The sequence below is a fragment of the Halorubrum coriense DSM 10284 genome, from assembly GCF_000337035.1.
Taxonomy (GTDB): Archaea; Halobacteriota; Halobacteria; order Halobacteriales; family Haloferacaceae; genus Halorubrum; species Halorubrum coriense.
Window position 1 is genome coordinate 1 of sequence record NZ_AOJL01000063.1, and the last position, 16636, is coordinate 16636.

13 protein-coding genes and 1 pseudogene are annotated in these 16636 nt (G+C 58.7%); 10 read left to right on the top strand and 4 right to left on the bottom strand.

Features of this window, described 5'->3' with window-relative positions:
* Positions 1-196: 196 nt before the first annotated feature.
* Positions 197-1393, bottom strand: coding sequence for a formate-dependent phosphoribosylglycinamide formyltransferase (purT, locus tag C464_RS16610; protein WP_006114948.1), 1197 nt, complete (start codon positions 1391-1393; stop codon positions 197-199).
* A gap of 176 nt (positions 1394-1569) precedes the next feature.
* Here purT and C464_RS16615 point away from each other — a divergent pair, with 176 nt between their 5' ends.
* The 4 genes from C464_RS16615 to C464_RS17955 all read left to right on the top strand — a co-directional run bounded on the left by C464_RS16615 (position 1570) and on the right by C464_RS17955 (position 6738).
* Complete coding sequence (locus tag C464_RS16615) at positions 1570-3474, top strand: ABC transporter ATP-binding protein (protein ID WP_049911368.1); 1905 nt, start codon at positions 1570-1572, stop codon at positions 3472-3474.
* Between the two features lie 587 nt (positions 3475-4061).
* Positions 4062-4934 carry a COG1361 family protein gene (locus C464_RS18755; RefSeq protein ID WP_239640264.1) on the top strand — a complete coding sequence of 291 codons (873 nt, stop codon included), beginning with the start codon at positions 4062-4064 and terminating at the stop codon, positions 4932-4934.
* The gene (locus C464_RS16625; RefSeq protein WP_006114951.1) at positions 4931-5596 is read left to right on the top strand and encodes an ABC transporter ATP-binding protein; all 666 of its coding nucleotides are present in this window, start codon (positions 4931-4933) and stop codon (positions 5594-5596) included. The genes C464_RS18755 and C464_RS16625 overlap by 4 nt, the downstream gene beginning before the upstream one ends.
* Positions 5593-6738: an ABC transporter permease gene (locus C464_RS17955; protein ID WP_006114952.1), complete on the top strand. Its 1146-nt coding sequence runs from the start codon at positions 5593-5595 to the stop codon at positions 6736-6738. The genes C464_RS16625 and C464_RS17955 overlap by 4 nt, the downstream gene beginning before the upstream one ends.
* Before the next feature lie 460 nt (positions 6739-7198).
* Here C464_RS17955 and C464_RS17960 read toward each other — a convergent pair whose 3' ends face one another.
* The 3 genes and pseudogenes from C464_RS17960 to C464_RS16635 all read right to left on the bottom strand — a co-directional run bounded on the left by C464_RS17960 (position 7199) and on the right by C464_RS16635 (position 9285).
* The gene (locus C464_RS17960) at positions 7199-8290 is read right to left on the bottom strand and encodes an erythromycin esterase family protein (RefSeq protein ID WP_239640268.1); all 1092 of its coding nucleotides are present in this window, start codon (positions 8288-8290) and stop codon (positions 7199-7201) included.
* Positions 8270-8772, bottom strand: a pseudogene (locus tag C464_RS19770) (AAA family ATPase); the annotation flags it as partial. The pseudogene C464_RS19770 and the gene C464_RS17960, both read right to left, overlap by 21 nt.
* A gap of 117 nt (positions 8773-8889) precedes the next feature.
* Positions 8890-9285 (bottom strand): universal stress protein, encoded by a 396-nt coding sequence (locus C464_RS16635; RefSeq protein ID WP_006114955.1) that lies wholly within the window; start codon positions 9283-9285, stop codon positions 8890-8892.
* 172 nt (positions 9286-9457) lie between these two features.
* Between C464_RS16635 and C464_RS16640 the strand changes: the two genes are divergently transcribed.
* From C464_RS16640 to C464_RS16665, 6 genes are all read left to right on the top strand, one after another.
* Positions 9458-10726 carry an ABC transporter substrate-binding protein gene (locus C464_RS16640; RefSeq protein ID WP_152420996.1) on the top strand — a complete coding sequence of 423 codons (1269 nt, stop codon included), beginning with the start codon at positions 9458-9460 and terminating at the stop codon, positions 10724-10726.
* The gene (locus C464_RS16645) at positions 10726-11568 is read left to right on the top strand and encodes an ABC transporter ATP-binding protein (protein WP_006114957.1); all 843 of its coding nucleotides are present in this window, start codon (positions 10726-10728) and stop codon (positions 11566-11568) included. The genes C464_RS16640 and C464_RS16645 overlap by 1 nt, the downstream gene beginning before the upstream one ends.
* The gene (locus C464_RS16650) at positions 11568-12401 is read left to right on the top strand and encodes an ABC transporter ATP-binding protein (protein WP_006114958.1); all 834 of its coding nucleotides are present in this window, start codon (positions 11568-11570) and stop codon (positions 12399-12401) included. The genes C464_RS16645 and C464_RS16650 overlap by 1 nt, the downstream gene beginning before the upstream one ends.
* Entirely contained in the window at positions 12402-14480 is a 2079-nt protein-coding gene (locus C464_RS16655; RefSeq protein WP_006114959.1) for an AMP-binding protein, read from the top strand.
* Positions 14481-15434, top strand: coding sequence for a branched-chain amino acid ABC transporter permease (locus tag C464_RS16660; RefSeq protein ID WP_006114960.1), 954 nt, complete (start codon positions 14481-14483; stop codon positions 15432-15434).
* Positions 15435-15521: 87 nt separating this feature from the next.
* The gene (locus tag C464_RS16665; RefSeq protein ID WP_006114961.1) at positions 15522-16568 is read left to right on the top strand and encodes a branched-chain amino acid ABC transporter permease; all 1047 of its coding nucleotides are present in this window, start codon (positions 15522-15524) and stop codon (positions 16566-16568) included.
* Positions 16569-16636 lie beyond the last annotated feature (68 nt).

A 16636-nucleotide genomic window follows, 5' to 3' on the forward strand; every position in this document is an offset into this window, starting at 1 on the left:
GAATATCCAACCTACCGTCCGTGAGGGATTGGGTCAACGTTGTCGGATTCACTCCCGGCGTAAACGCCGGGATTCTCTCCTCGTAGAAAGATAGAGGTCTCTAGCCAAGAGTGACGTACAACCTCTTGGAGTAGACATGCGTGTGAATGGTGGGATGGTGAACGGTGAAAGTCACCAGCCTCTTGCTGGCGACTGATTACCGGTCGTCCTGTAGTTCGAGGTGGTCCGCAGCAGTCGCTGCCCGCTCGCGGGCGGTGTCGATGTCGTGGCCGGTGCTGACGGTTACGGCCATGCGACGGCCGGCGTACGCGTCTGGCTTGCCAAACAGCCGGACCGTCGTCTCTGGGATTTCGAGTGCCGTGTCGGCACCAACGAACGCCGGTTGGTCGACGGCCGTCTCCGCGACGACCGCGTGGCTTGCGCCGGGCCGCTCGGCGGTAACCTCCGGGACCGGCAGGCCGAGCACGGCCCGCAGGTGGAGCTCGAATTCGCTTGCGGACTGGGTCCCAAGCGTGACGAGTCCGGTATCGTGGGGCCGAGGAGAAAGCTCACTGAACAGTACCTCGCCGTCGCGGACAAAGAACTCCACACCGAAGATGCCATGACCCCCGAGCCCGTCAGTGACCCGCTTGGCCATCGACTGTGCGTCTGTAAGGGCGTCCTCGCTCATCGGGTGGGGCTGCCAACTCTCACGGTAGTCACCGTCAACCTGCCGGTGGCCAACGGGCGGACAGAACGTCGTTCCATCGGCGTGGCGTACCGTCAGCAGCGTCACCTCATAGTCGAAGTCCACGAGCTCCTCAACGATGACACGGCCGGTGTCCGACCTGGTCCCCGCCCGAGCCGTCTCCCACCCTGCGTCAACCTCTTCTGGGGCGGTGACAGTTGACTGGCCCTTCCCAGATGAGGACATCGTCGGCTTCACGACGACTGGGTAGCCGATCTCCTCGACTGCGTCCCGATAGGCGGCCTCGCTGTCGGCAAAGGCGAACTCGCTTGTCGGCACGTCCGCTTCCTCTGTAGCGAACTCCCGGATGCGTTGGCGGTCCATTGTCAGCCGCGTCGCCTCGGCCGTCGGGACGACGTCGTACCCCTCTCGTTCGAGGCGTTCGAGCTCCGTTGTCGCGATGGCCTCGATTTCGGGGACGATATAATCGGGCTCCTCTTCGGCGACGAGCTGTCGGAGCGCCTCGGCATCCGTCATATCAATGGTGTGCGAGCGGTGTGCGACCTGCATCGCGGGGGCACCCTCGTAGCGGTCGACGGCAACCGTCTCGACGCCAAGCGCCTGTGCCTCGATGAGCAGTTCCTTTCCGAGTTCACCGCTGCCAAGCAACAGCAGCGTTGTCGCGTTTGCCGCACCCGGCGTTCCCAACCGCAGCGTGTCGGTCATCGTATACACTTAGAACCGGGCAGGAAAAAAACAACAGCCGTCTCGGTTACGACCAAGATCAGACGGCGGCTCATGCGGAGCCGTTTAGGAGAGAGCCTAGAACGAATCATCCCCAACCAAGTGGTCGACAGCGTCATGTCATCGGATACTTGTGCGCGAGAGCGCTACCCCAGTTAGTGACAGACGACCACGGCGGGTTTGAACACGTTCGCGAGAACGTAGACGGTCACCCGATGCTGAGTTTGCTCAGCTACGCCAAACGCTACTGGCCGACGCTCACACTCGGCGTGTTTGCGGCGTTTCTCACCAGGTTCGCCCGACTAGTGCCACCAATTGTCGTCGCAGCGGCCATCGATCGAGCAATCCGTGGGTCGGCTGATGCGGGACTGTTGACCGACGTGGGCTTGCTGCCGCCGGGTGAGATCACCGGGGAAGCAGCTCGCCTCGCGGTGCTCGAACAACTCGTGCTCATCGCGGTGCTCGCGTACGTGGTCCGGTCGGTCGCTCGGTTTGTGTCCCGGTATCTGCTCCAAGCGACTGCGCAGAAGGTCCAACGTGATCTGCGGAACGACACGTACGACCACCTTCAGCGGCTCTCGATGGATTTCTTCGCCGATCATCAGACCGGCGGAATGATGTCGATTCTAAACAGCGACATCAATCGGCTTGAGCAGTTCCTCAACACGGAGTTCCGACAACTCATCCGCGTCGTCGCAACGGTCGGCGGCATTGCGATCATTCTCTGGACGTACTCGCCGAAGCTGGCGCTCATTGCGCTCGCACCGGTCCCGGTCATCGGACTGGCGAGCAGCCAGTTTCTCACCTGGATCGAGCCCCGATATAAATCAATTCGCGAGACCGTCGCTCGGCTGAACACCCGGCTTGAGAACAACCTCGGCGGCGCCGCGGTGATCAAGGCGTTCGACCGGTACAGCTTCGAGCACGGTCGGGTCGCTGAGCAGAGCGAGGCGTACCACGACGAGAAGGTCGCAGCACTTCGGATTCGACGCGGGTTCTTTGCGACGTTACGACTGTTGACCGGCGTCGTGTTCGTCCTCGTGCTCTACATCGGTGGGACTGACATCATCACAGGCGTTCCCGGTGAGGCAGGAGCACTGACCCTCGGCGGATTCGCGCTCTTTTTCCTCCTGTTGCGGCGGCTGTACTCACCGATGCGTCGGGTCGGGAAGTCAGCGAACAAGTACCAGCTTGCGAAGTCTAGCGCCGAACGCGTGTTCGGGCTGCTTGACCGCGAGCCCACAATCACCAGCCCTGACGAAGCGCACGTCCCCGATTCGATCGACGGGGCGGTCACGTTCGACGACGTTACCTTTGCCTACGGGGACCGTGAGCCGGTACTTCAAGATGTCTCACTCGATGTGCCGTCGGGAACGACGATCGGGCTAGCCGGGGCAACCGGGGCCGGGAAATCAACGCTCCTGAAACTCATTCCCCGGTTCCACGATGTCAATGACGGTACAGTCCGGGTTGATGGGACTGACGTCCGGGACTACGACCTCCAGTCGTTACGGGACGCCATCGCCATTGTCGAGCAGAATCCGTACCTGTTCTCAGGAACCGTCGCGGAGAATATCGCGTACGGCGACCGCGAAATTCTTGACTCAGAGTGGTCGGATGGCCCTGACAAGAGCGCCCGGGCTCGGGTCGAGCGGGCGGCTGAGGCCGCCGAAGCTGACGAGTTCATCGAAGATCTCCCCAACGGGTACGACACCCAGGTTGGCGAACGGGGTGTCAAACTCTCTGGCGGCCAGCGGCAGCGCCTCGCCATCGCCCGAGCACTGCTCAACGATCCCGAGATCATCATTTTTGACGAGGCCACATCAGACGTTGACACGGAGACCGAAGAACTGATCCAAGAGAGTCTTGAGCGGCTGGTCGAAGAGCGGACCGCGTTCATCATTGCGCACCGGCTGTCAACGATTCAGAACGCCGACGAGATTGTCGTAATGGATCAGGGCCAGATCGTCGAACAGGGGGTTCACACGGAACTAGTTGCGGGCGGCGGAACATATGCGAACCTCTGGCAGGGGCAGGCTGAGGCGTCTCCTGCCGACGACTGACTTTCGGCCAGAGGTTTTGTTGGCACGCCAGCCCGGCTCTCCCCTACTCCCCGGACGCCAGTCTCCCTTATTAGCGATCAAGCTCGTCTGGGTGGTGTGCTCAACATAACTCTAGACATAATCAACAATTTCGCTACATTGTTGCGTACCATGACGCGATTTCTACCGTCACAGCACTCAACATAGTTGATGGTGTGTTTCAATTGTTGAACCGCATCAGTAAATCTTAGTATCATAAGAACCGACCACCACTAATGCGTAGGTCCCTCCCCTCCCGACTGGTACTGGCCCTTCTCGTTTTGAGCAGCACAGGCGTGGTCGCAGCAACCGCCAGTGGCCCGGCTGTCCAACTATCGTCAGTAGCAGTAACACCTGACGATCCAACCACTGGCGAACAAGTCACAATCGAAGCTACCATCTCTAACCTCGAAAATAGTGATTCAATCGTCGATGTTACTGACATCTATGTCCGATCAATAGGGACTACACAAGAGTTTGACCGCATCGAGAATATTGGATCAGTCTCTCCTGGTGGGTCCCTCTCTGTTCCAATCTCAGCAACGTTTGAGACACCTGGTTAAAAACAGTTGGCAATCAACCTTGTTGTACAAGATGCCAATGGCAAGTATCACTCGTACACCTATCCAGTTTATATTGAGGTGTCTGAGCCGAAGGTGAAAGCTGATCTGTCAGCAACAGCTCCACAAAACGATTCTGGGATGATCGAGGTCTCACTGACGAACTTTGGCAACACTGACCTCACCGATGTTGAGGTTACTGCCACAGCTAATGGTAACGTCCTCGACCGCAACTTTGTCCGTGACGTGTCACCTGAGTCCAACCGAGTTACCGCCTTTGACACGAGCGGCGTTGTATCAGATACGGTCGAGTTTACCGCGACGTACAACGCTGCTGGCGACAGTTACTCTACATCGCTTGCCACCAACGTCAACGAAGAGACTCAAGTTCCCGGTGAAATTCGGCTCACCGCGGTTGAGGTCTCACGTGCCGGGTCCGGAGTAATGATCGAAGGTGACGCTGCGAATCTTGGCGGCACCGACGTTGATTCTGTGCTCGTCCAGATCAACGATACTGCTGATGTCCAACCCGTGTCCCCGTCGGGTGAATACTTCGTTGGTGGCGTGGAGGCCAGCGAGTTCGCCACATTTGAACTCACCGCAGAGACCGAGTCAAACGCTTCATCGGTTCCTGTCGCCATCACGTATATCGTTGATAACGAGCGTGTGACAACGACACAGAAGGTTGACTTGACGGGTGCCTCCATATCTGCGGGCAGCGGCTCGGCGCCTGGTGACGGCGTTGCTTCCGGCGCCGACGCGTCTGGCCCCCGTGCCGGATCCGCTGGCCCCGGTGGACCTCCGCTCTGGCTTATTGCTGGCGGTATCGCAGTTATCACCATTCTCCTCGGCGGTGTAGCCTACAGGTGGCGCAGCCGATGAGTGTCATTGTACTTGAGGATGCGATAAAGCGGTACCAAACCGGCGGAGAAGTCATTGAGGCGCTGGCTAGTGTCAACTTTCGTGCCGATCGCGGCGAGATGGTTACAATCATCGGCCCCTCTGGCTCGGGCAAGAGTACGTTGCTGAATATGATTGGGCTACTCGATACGCCGACAGCTGGACGTGTCCGGCTCAACGGGCGTGATGTCACAGACTTTTCTACGGATGAACTAACCGAAGAACGGCGATCTGACATTGGGTTCGTCTTTCAAGATTATCACCTACTTCCGATGCTCACAGCGACCGAAAATGTAGAACTGCCAACAATGTGGGACACCGAGGTTGACAGACGTGACCGGGCTGTTGAATTGCTCAACCGCGTTGGACTTAGTGACCGACTGACACACAAGCCTCCTCAACTATCCGGTGGCCAGCGCCAACGAGTCGCCATTGCGCGTGCATTAGTCAACGAACCGGATGTTCTTCTTGCGGACGAGCCGACTGGTAACCTCGACCAAGACACCGGAGCGACAATCTTAGATGAATTAACGAGGCTCAAAGAAAGCGAGAACATTGCTATTGTGGCAGTCACTCACGACGAGCAGTTAGTCGAGTACTCTGATCGGATTGTTGAGTTAGTTGACGGGAGTATCAACACATGAGCAGACGACATCCTCTGCGGCGATTTCCCAGCGCATTGATGGCGTGGCGGAATCTTGGCCGTAATCGAGTTCGGACCGCTCTCGCGACACTCGGCATCCTGATTGGCGTTGTTGCGATCGCATCGCTGGGAATGGCTACGGCCGCAATCCAACAACAAGCTACCGCAAATCTTGAGGGGTTATCAAACGAGGTGACAGTCTCTGCAGGGCCGGACAACCCCAATGACGGAATCTCCGCTGAGCAGGTTGATGATATTGAGCGACTTGCAGGTGATGCAACAGTGGTACCCGAGCGGAGCAATGTGACAACACTCTCTGCTCGGAATGGGGCTGAAACACGCGTTAGGGTAACCGCGCTGACGAAGGCGGATACAATGTATAATATCTCTCGAGGACGCATCTCAAACCGTTTCCGGTCAGGGGCGTTACTCTCTCAGGCAGATGCCAGACGGCTTGGGATTGAGATTGGTGATCCGGTTACCTACGACGGAAAACTTTATCGCATTCAAGGAATCCTCTCGTCATCTCAGGGCCTCGGCGGTCAGCGGCGAGTACTCGTGCTACCACTCTCGGCAATGAGTGATCAGAATTATTATGATTCGGTAACTGTTTTGGCGGAACCTGGGCAATCAGTAGAGGCTCTTACAGCCGACATCGAATCGTCATTCAATACTGCTGACGAAGACATTATTCGTGTTCGAAACTTTGCTTCGGTACAGCAGAACGTTGGATCATTTCTGGGTACGCTCCGGCTCGGGCTTCTTGGCATTGGGTCAATTTCGTTGGTGGTTGCGAGCGTCGCGATTCTCAATGTGATGCTGATGAGTACCGTCGAACGGCGGGGAGAAATTGGTGTTCTCAGAGCTGTCGGCATCACGCGTGGCGAAGTTCTTCGAATGATCCTTACCGAAGCGGTGTTCCTCGGTGTAATTGGCGGCGTGTTGGGAGTCGTCGTTTCCGCCGGTATCGGTGTAGTATTGTTTGAATTCCTGGTGGGGAGCCCACTGAATGCATTCCGCTGGCAAAGCGTACAATACCTCCTCTATGGCATGGTGTTTGCCGTTGCTGCAAGTTCGATTAGTGGGTTGTATCCAGCATGGAAAGCAGCAAATGAACGACCCGTTGAGGCACTTCGAGACTGATCTCACACATTGAAACCCGACCTAAGTGTGCCTATTTATTGACCTCCTCCCCCGCCTGAAGACGGGGGTATGCCCTTGTCTCTCTTTGACATTCTCCCCGCACTAAAGAGCGAGGATTCCCCGAAGGGGATATTCAGGTTGCGCGTTTCCTCGGGGTTCAAATACGCTTTCGCGTGACCCGTCAAAGGTCGCCATCCAGTTGTGACCAAGGACGTGCTTTCCAGCGCGTGTAGCCCTGTCAATGGGGCCTTCATCCCCGCATACAGCGGGCGTCAACGACGGCTGGCTATTCAACCAGCGAGGTAGCACGGTTCGCCTCACCCGAAGTGTTAGGCCGTGTATGGTTCACGCCTTTCAGTACAGGTGACTCAGGAATCGCTCAGTACAGCCAGTCTATACGGATAATCGTCCCGTGATGATCTGTCGATCCGGCGATTAAAAATCGAGGCGTCGTTCGCCCTCAATCTAGGTGGACGAGCGGCGATGTTTCACGGACGAAAACGGCCCGATCGAATTCACTGAGATCGGGGGGTGTGTACCTCACGGGGTTGTCGCCATCGGGAGTACCGCCCCAGATGGTGTGTCGCCGTGGTTGCGTCCGGGGCCAGTCCCGAATCGACAAATCGTCGTAGAGGTCCTCAACCGACACAGAAAACACTGGCTCCGCTACCTGCTGAAACACCGCTGGAATCGACATCGATGGCGGGTCCGGGATAGGATACTCTTCAACTGTTTCCGTTGTGAAGTCCTTGGCAGCTACCCTCCTAGTCCCGGTTTTGAAGACGACCGGGTAGTACAGGTCACCGTACGAGTCGGCGAGCCGGTTCCCCATCGACGGAACATCCACGTCCCATTCGTCGAGGACGTGTCTGCCCCGGCCGAGATGTGCGTTGACCCCCCAGATGACGACCGGACCTGTCGAGCGGTCATGGATCCACTTGACGTTCTCGGCCATCGCCTCGTCTCGAAGCGCGTGCCGATCTTCCCGACCGAGTTCGTGAGCTTCGATTTGTACCTCAATGAGGTTGAGTCGGTGTCGAACGCGTTCGTACGCCCGACGGGACTCCGCCTCGACCCACGCCGACTCGTTGGCGTCAAGCATCGGCGATACAATCGAATGTACCTGTCGTGCGCTTTCGAGCAGCGCCTGGCGTTCGTCCTCAGATTCGTAACCGGTCTTCATGGTGTCGAGATCCTCGCGGAGCGACCCATCGATATCAGCGCCGACACGGTTGAGGTACGGCTCGATTCCGATGGCCGCGTCCTCAATGATAGTCGTATCGAACCCGTAGACGTGGACGTGGTCTTCAGCCGGACGCTCGGCGTTGACTGATTGTAGCCATTCGAGCAATTCGGCTACGGGCGCAGTTTGTATCGGGCGGTAGCCATCCGTTCCGGTGAGAATCGAGCGAATATCGCTCGTGCCGGTTGTAACTCCCTCGTCGATCCGACAGAACTGGTGGAACGGCGCTTCGAAAGCAACCGCCCGAAGCCCGAACTCCTCAACGAGCAGTCGTATGAGCCGGAATCGTAGTTCGGCGAGCTCCTCCATGTCGACACTGTCATCGACGTTCATCTCGCGCGTGTGGATTTCGAAGATGTCCTCGCGTCCCTCTTCATCAGCCGGCGGCACCTCCATCAGCCGGTCGAACCGACCCGGACGGAGGATAGCGTCATCGAGCATGTCGAGACGGTTCGTCGCAGCGATGATCCGGACATCCCCGCGGTCGTTGAAGCCATCCAGTTCAGCGAGGAGCTACATGAGCGTCCGCTGGACTTCAGCATCACCCGACGTCTTCGAGTCGGTACGCTTGGGCGCAATCGCGTCGATCTCGTCGATGAACAGCACCGACGGACCGTGTCGCGGGCGATCTCGAAGAGGTCTCGGACTAGCTTGGAGCCCTCACCAATGAACTTGTGGACGAACTCGGAACCAGCCATCCGAACAAACGTCGCGTCGGTCTCGTTGGCGACGGCCTTCGCGAGCATCGTCTTGCCCGTCCCCGGCAGACCGTGAAGGAGCACGCCACTCGGAAGGGACCACCGAGCGTGCCGAACGAGCCTACGCGGAACGGCTGAAGTCAAATAGCGACGACCGGTCACGGGAATCACAAATAACGGATTTGGATACAGACGGGTCGGGCTAGTGTATCACTCGTCACCACTACAGACGAGAACGGGGCGTTCGGCATCAAGAATGACGCTCTGGGTGACGCTGCCGAACAGGACCTTCCCAGTAGGCGATCGCTTCCGGCCAGCGACGACGATTTGATCGGCGTTGTGGTTGTCGGCAACATTGAGTATCGCTCGAGCCGCGTCGCCGCCATAGCCTTCGGGCCTCACCTCGATCCCAGCTTCCTCAAGCCGAGACTGAGCGACTCGGACCGACTTGACTTGTTCGACAGTGCCGCCCTCCCTGTTTTCGCTGAACGCGTGGACAAGCACCACTTCTACATTGTCCGATTCGAGTGGCATCGACGCAATCGTCTCAGCCTGTGTTCTGGCACGCTGCTCGTCCGTGTCGATACCGACAAGAAATGTGAACATGGGACGACCGTCGCAGCACTCTCATTTGTTTGTTTCGACGGACTCGGTTGCGCTGGCCGCCGCTCGTGGGCAATGATGAGCCGGGTAACTGCCCGCATGCGAGTGAATTTATCCCTAATAATTATGTAGTACGTGCCTCTGTGAGCATGTAGAACACATGTCACATAATAACATGAAAGAGTCAGAGAGACTGTACCGACGACGGGACGTAGTAAAAACCGGTACCGCGGGAATAGCAATGCTGGCGTTCGCCGGGTGTATTGGCGGCGGCAGTGACGGCGATGATGGCGGAGGCGGCGGCGGAATCGGAGCCGATTCAGTCATGATCCCAGGGATCTACGACGAGAGTGGAGCGACTTCAGACGTCGGCCGCCCGACGGCAATCGGCTCTCGGGACACGATCACGTACATCAACGAGAATGGCCTGCTAGACGCGAGCATTGACCACCCGAACAATGATTACGCCTACGAGGTGCCACAGGCCCAGCAGTACTACCAGCAGTACACCTCGGATTCGTCGCCACCGCTGATCATCGGCTGGGGAACTGCTGACACCGAGGCGCTGGCGGGCACTGTCGCGGAAGACGAGGTTGTCTACGTCTCGGCATCGTACTCCGCGAACCTCGTCACCGAAGAGTTCCCGTACAACTTCTTCGGCAACCTCGATTACACGAGTCAGGCCCGCGCACACTTGCGGTGGATCGCAGACAACGACCCCGAAGCGACGGTTGGGTTCATTTTCTCGAACACGGCTTTCGGCCGGTCGCCCGTGGAGGGCGGCAAGGAGTACGCTGAGGAGCTTGGACTCGACGTAGCTCCGGACATCAACCTCCCGCTGACCGCCAACTCTGCGACCACACAGCTCAGGCAGGCCAGAGACCAAGATATCGATTATCTCATCCACCAGAACACGTCCGCGCCGATGCGGGTGCTCTTAGAGGATCGACAGGACATCTACCCCGAGCTGACGGTGTGTGGCCTGACCTACACCGTCGACGAACGGGTGGTCCAGCAGTCTCCCGACATTTTCGAGGGTGTCCGATACGTCAATGCGTTCCGCACGTTCCAAGGTGCTCTGGATAGCGGTGGCCGGGGTGCCGATATCATCGAAGCCAACTTCGAGCGCGAGGGGCGCAGCATGGACGATCCTGAGGTCGCCCAACTCAACTACGTACGTGGTGTGATCCATGCGCTGTTGATGCTGAAAGGCATCCAGAACGCTGCTGAGGCCGGAAACGACCCGACGAGCGGGCCGAACGTCAGACAGGGGATGTTCGGGATAGAGGATGACAACATGTTCGATCTCGCCGAGCCGTTCAGCTTCGCCGAAGACGATCGCCGCCCGACGATGAACGGGCGGCTGTTTGAGGTCACCGACGGCAGCTTGAGCTTCGATACCACCGTCGAACTGCCCCGCCGCGACTCGTGGATCGGTCTGTAATGGCAACGAACAAACCCACAACTGAGGCTGCGGCCGAAGAGAGTGAACCACCGGTCGTCGAACTCGACAACGTCGAAATCGTCTATGACCGGCACTTCCTCGCGGTTCAGGGAGTATCGATGTCGGCCGACGAGGGTGATATCGTCGCGCTGCTCGGTCCCAACGGTGCGGGGAAATCGACGATATTGAAGATGATCAGCGGTATCGGGCGGAGCGAGCGGGGCGAAGTAACTCGTGGCCGCGTCTTCTTGCGTGGCGAGGATGTGACCAATGACGGCGCAAATGAGATGGTCCAGCGCGGCATCACACACATTCTCGAAGGCAGGCGAGTGTTCGAGGATCTTACCGTTGAGGAGAACCTCCGATGTGGGCTCTACCGGCAGGGCCGCAGATTTCGGTTCAACGAGGACGACTACCAGATCGCCTTCGAGTACTTCCCGCAACTGGAGGATATCATGGACCTCAAAGCCGGCTACGCCAGCGGTGGGCAACAACAAATGCTCGTTATCGCTCGGGCACTCATCCACCGGCCAAACCTGCTCCTGTTAGACGAGCCGTCGCTCGGTCTCGCGCCAAAGCTGGTCCGTGATATCTTCGAGACGCTCGTGGAGATCAACAGACAGGAAGACATCACGATGCTCATCGCAGACCAGAACGCCAAGCGCACACTCGAGATCGCTGACTACGGCTACGTCATGGAGAACGGCCAAATCGAACTCCATGACCCCGCCGACGAGCTCGTCGAACGCGAAGAGATCAAAGAGTTCTATCTCGGCACGTCAGGTGAGAACTCGCGCTACACCGATGTGAGACACTACAAGATCCGCAAGAGGTGGACCTGATGAGCGTCGACGAGGGGCCCGAAGCGCGCGCAGCGTCACTCAGAAGCGGAGCGCACGTGCTCCCGGAAGATGCCGCGATCGGTTGCCGAAACGTGACCAAGACGTTCGGCTCGATCACCGCCGTGGACGACGTCGAACTCGGTATCGCCGATGGCGAGTGGGTATCTATTGTTGGGCCAAATGGTGCCGGGAAGACAACGCTGTTGAATATCCTCAATGGTTTCTATACCCCCGACCCTGGGAGCGAGGTATTCCTAAATGGTGAGGAGGTCAGCGGCAAGCCAGAACACTACCGCGCTCGACGTGGCATCGGTCGGACTTTTCAGGGGTTAGAGCTGTTCGAGAGCGAGGACGTCTTAGAGAACGTGATGACGACTCGAGCTGTCGCCGAACGCCCAAACATTCTCTCGGCGCTGCTGTACTATGGCACTGGCCAGAAGACGGAGGCTGAAAACATGCGGTTCGTCGAGGAGATTCTCGACTACCTCGAACTCTGGGAGTACCGTCACACGACCGTCTCGACCCTACCACTAGGCGTCCAACGGCGCGTCGACCTCGGGCGGTCGCTCGCGCTCGAACCGGACGTACTCCTGCTCGACGAGGCGATGAGCGGGCTCACCTTCGACGAGAAGTACGACATGATCCGGTTCCTGACTGACCTCCACGAGGAGGAAGGGCTGACGCTCGTGATGATCGAACACGATCTCGAAGTTGTCACTGCGGTCTCCGAACGGATGATCGTCATGCAGAAGGGCGGCGTCATCGCTCGAGGACCGCCAGACCGAGTGACAGACGACCCCGAGGTCGCCCGCGTTTACACGGGGGTTGATTAGATGGCGACCGACAACGCCGAAAGTGAGGGCATTGCGTCAAGCGTCTCCGACGACTCGGGGCTGTCCGTAGAACGTGTCCTGACTGCACCAGAAGGCGAGTCGGTGCCAATTGTCTCTAACCGTGCGCTCCCCGAGATTCTCATCGACCACGCTGCCGAACACCCCGATGACATCGCGTTACGGTGGAAGCGGTATGGCGTCTGGCAGGAGTTCACTTGGGAGGAGTACTATGATCGGGTGGAGCAGTTCGCGCTCGGCTTAGAAGAGTACGGGTTCGGGGAGGAGGACATCTTATTCACCATCGGGTATAACCGGCCCCACCAATTGTGGGCGTGGATCGCCGCGCAGTCACTTGGCGGGATGGCCGCCCCGAACTACGAGGACATGCTGCCCGAGGACATCGAGAAGCAACTCCAGTTGCTCGAACCCGAGGTGGTGTACGCGGAAGACCAGGAGATGGTCGATAAACTCCTCCTCGTCTCAGACAACGTGCCATCGTTGTCGACTATCATATACCGGGACGACAAGGGCATGTTCCGGTACGAAAACGGCGAGAAGACAGAGCCCGGCGACCCCGAAATCGTCGCTTACGAGGATATCGAAGAGCGAGGCCGCAAGCGTCGCGAGTCCGGAGGCGTGAGTGACGACTACCTTGTGTCCAAGATCGAAGAGGTGCCCACGGAGGCAACTGCGATGCTCGCGCCTACCTCGGGGACGACAGGGATGCCGAAACGCGTTCGGCTCTCTCATTTCAACCTCGTAAACCTCGCGAATGCTGCTATCGATATCGACCCGCTGCCGAAGGAGTCAGACTACTTCTCGTACCTTCCGATGGCGTGGGTGGGCGAACAGATGATTCTCCTCGCGGCCGCGTTCGTCGCAGGTTGGACCGCGAATTTCCCCGAACAGCCTGAAACGGAAGAGGAGGACCTCCGAGAGATTGGCCCGGAGATCATCTTCTCATCGCCAAAGCGATACGAGGCGTGGGTTGCGGATATCAAGGCGAAAATCGAGAATACCACTCGATTCAAGCGCTGGGTGTACGAGAAGGCAATGAGAATCGGCGAACGGTACGCCGAGTACGTCATCGGCGACAAAAACGACAAGGAGCCGCCGGCATGGCTGCGTGGAGCACACTGGCTGTCACATTGGGTAGCGTACCGGCCGATCCTCGATAAGGTCGGGCTCAAACGCGCGAAAAATGTCTATACCGGCGGCGGCCCACTCGGAGAAGACCACTTCGAGTACTACCACTCGATGGGCGTGCCGCTCAAACAGATCTGGGGGCAGTCTGAGGTCTGTGGGTTTGTAACGATGCACCGGGACGATGACGTTCAGGTGGAGACTGTCGGAGAAGTGTTCCCGAACGTCGAAGTGGGCATCACACCGGGCGGCGAACTGCTTGTCCGCGGCCCGGTCGTTACCGCTGGCTACTACGGGATGCCTGAGAAAACCGAGTCGGCATTCGAAGACGGCTGGCTCCATACCGACGACTTCGGCGCGCTCACCGACGACGACCACGTGCGGATCTTCGACCGGATGGACGACGTGTTAGAGATGGCCGACGGCACCCCTGTGGCACCGATTAGTGTCGAGACGAAGTTGAAGTTCAATCCGTATGTGAAGGAGGCGATGGTCGTCGGCGACGACCGCACCGAACTCACTGCGGTCTTGAACATTCGATACGACAACGTCGCCGAGTGGGCCGACCAGCGGGACATCCAGTATGCGGGCTACAGCGACCTGACGCGGAAAGAACCGGTTTTAGAACTCTTGCGTGGCGTCGTAGCGGAGACCAACGAAGACCTTGACAATCCCATCCGGCGGTTCGTTCTGCTATTCAAGGAGTTCGACGCCGACGACGGAGAACTTACTCGCACCGGGAAACTCCGCCGCGAGGTCGTCGTGGACCGGTACGGGGACCTCGTGACAGCCCTGTACGACGGCAGCGACCAGATAGAAATGGAACTCACGATCACGTACCAAGACGGCAGAGAGTCCGAAGAGCGCGGCGTTATGCGTATCGTCAATGTGGATCAACCCGTTCTCAACGGCGGACCCGACCTGGAGGTGAGCTGAATGGTCAACTGGGTCACGTTCCTCGACATCTCATTGAGCGGTCTCGGTTTGGGCGCGTTGTACGCGCTCGTGGCGATGGGCTTCTCGCTCATCTACAAAGTGACCGGGGTTCTGAACTTCGCGCAGGGGCAGATCGCAATGGTCGGCGCGTACGGCGTCGTCATCTTTGGAACGGCCACCGTACTCCCGGCGGCAATCCCGGCGTGGGCCGCAGTACTTGTGACGGTCTTGCTCGGGGTCGTGCTCGGGCTGGCGCTCGAACGCGTCGTCTTCCGTCAGTTCATCGGCGAACCGGTGTTGTCGGTTATCATCGTGACGCTGGCGCTCGGCAGTATCCTCGAAGGAGTCATCTTCTTCTTGTACGGCCAGAACGCGCAGGCGTATCCGGGGGCACTGACGCTCGGCGGGCAGCTCAGTCTCCCGCTCGGGACGTCGATACAGGCGGCGTACGCCGTCGCCGTCGCCATCGCGTTGATCGTCGTCGCCGTGTTAATGCTCTTTTTCCGCCAGACTGTCACGGGATCGATTCTTCGGGCGTCGGCAAGCGACGAGCAAGCCGCGATGGTGCTCGGCGTCTCCATCGAGCGCACTATCGCGCTCGCATGGACGCTCTCTATCGCTATCACCGCACTCGGCGGCATCCTACTGGCGACCTCCAGCGGCGGGGCAGCGGTCTCCATCGAGAACACGGGGATAATCATCTTTGCCGCCGTCGTGTTAGGCGGCCTAGACAGCATTCCCGGGGCGTTCATCGGCTCGATTGTCGTTGGCGTCTTACAGGAACTGGGCTCGTACTATCTCGTCGGCGGCACCGCGGTGTACGTCCCGTTTACGAACATTCAGGCCAACTTCGGCGCGGGCTTCGGCGAGATTCTTCCTCTCATCCTCCTGCTCGTCGTCATTCTGGTGAAACCCTATGGCCTGTTCGGCACCGAGCGGATAGAGAGGCTCTAAAGATGAACAGACACAACTCATGCGTCACGCGGCGCTTAGGAGAGGTACCGACGACTCGAACGGTTGCGATCGACGGGAGGTGGTCGCATGCCCTGTGGTGAGTACTTCACCGACTACGAGTCGCGAATGGGGCTCGTTCGGTGGCGGACACAAAAGATAGCGCTTGCGTTGGGACTGCCAATCCCATTCATCGCGCCGTTCCTCCTCGGCGGGGGAACCGTGACGCTACTGACGCAGGCGTACATCTTCACAATTGCGGTGTTGGGGCTGAACGTTATCCTCGGCTATGCCGGTGAGATTGTGCTCGCACAGGGCGCGTTCATGGCCATCGGCGCGTACAGCACGAGCAGACTACTCGCCGTTGGGGCGGGGCTGTTACCGGCGCTCGCCGTCGGTGGAATCATCTCCGCGTCGGTCGCAGTCGGCTTCGGCCTGCCATCGTTCCGTGTCAAGGGGTTCTACATCGCCATCTCGACGCTGGCGCTCCAGTTCATCGCCGAGGAATGGTTCTTCGTGAACCCTCAGCTCGCGTTCATCCACGGCGGGACGACCCAGTCTCTCCCCTCGAATGTGGGGGTCGTCGGACCGGTCGGTGCTCTCGGTACGACCATCGACAAGTATCTGCTCGCACTGGTGTTGTTGTTGGCGTTCGCACTGCTGTCGCTGAACCTCTCTCGGACCGGCATTGGGAAGACGTTCCGCGCGATTCACGAGAACGACCTTTCAGCGTCCGTCCTCGGTGTAAATGTATTTAAGAACAAGCTGCTCGCGTTCGCTATTGGTGGCTTCATGATTGGCGTCGCGGGCGGCATGTTCGGATTCCAGATTGGCTTCATCAACGCCGAGTACTTCACACTCGGACTGACGCTCGAACATTACGTCATGCTATTGTTCGGCGGCCTCGGGCGGGTGTGGGGAGCGCTGCTTGGCGTTGGCGTCGTCACGCTCGTTCAGGACTACCTCAATGAGGGGTTGAATTACCTTGCCGATCTCACCGGAACAAACTCGACGGCGCTGCTGCCGGTGTTCTTCGGCGCGATCATCATCGTTGTGCTTGCCGTCGAGCCGAAAGGGGTGTTAGCCGGGCTCGGCAAGATCAAGGAGTACTTGCGTACGTGGCCGTTCGCGTACTGAACGCGACGGCCCACACCCTTCGGCTCAACGAGATGCCGAGTACGCCCATCATCGTTGCTGCCACGCCG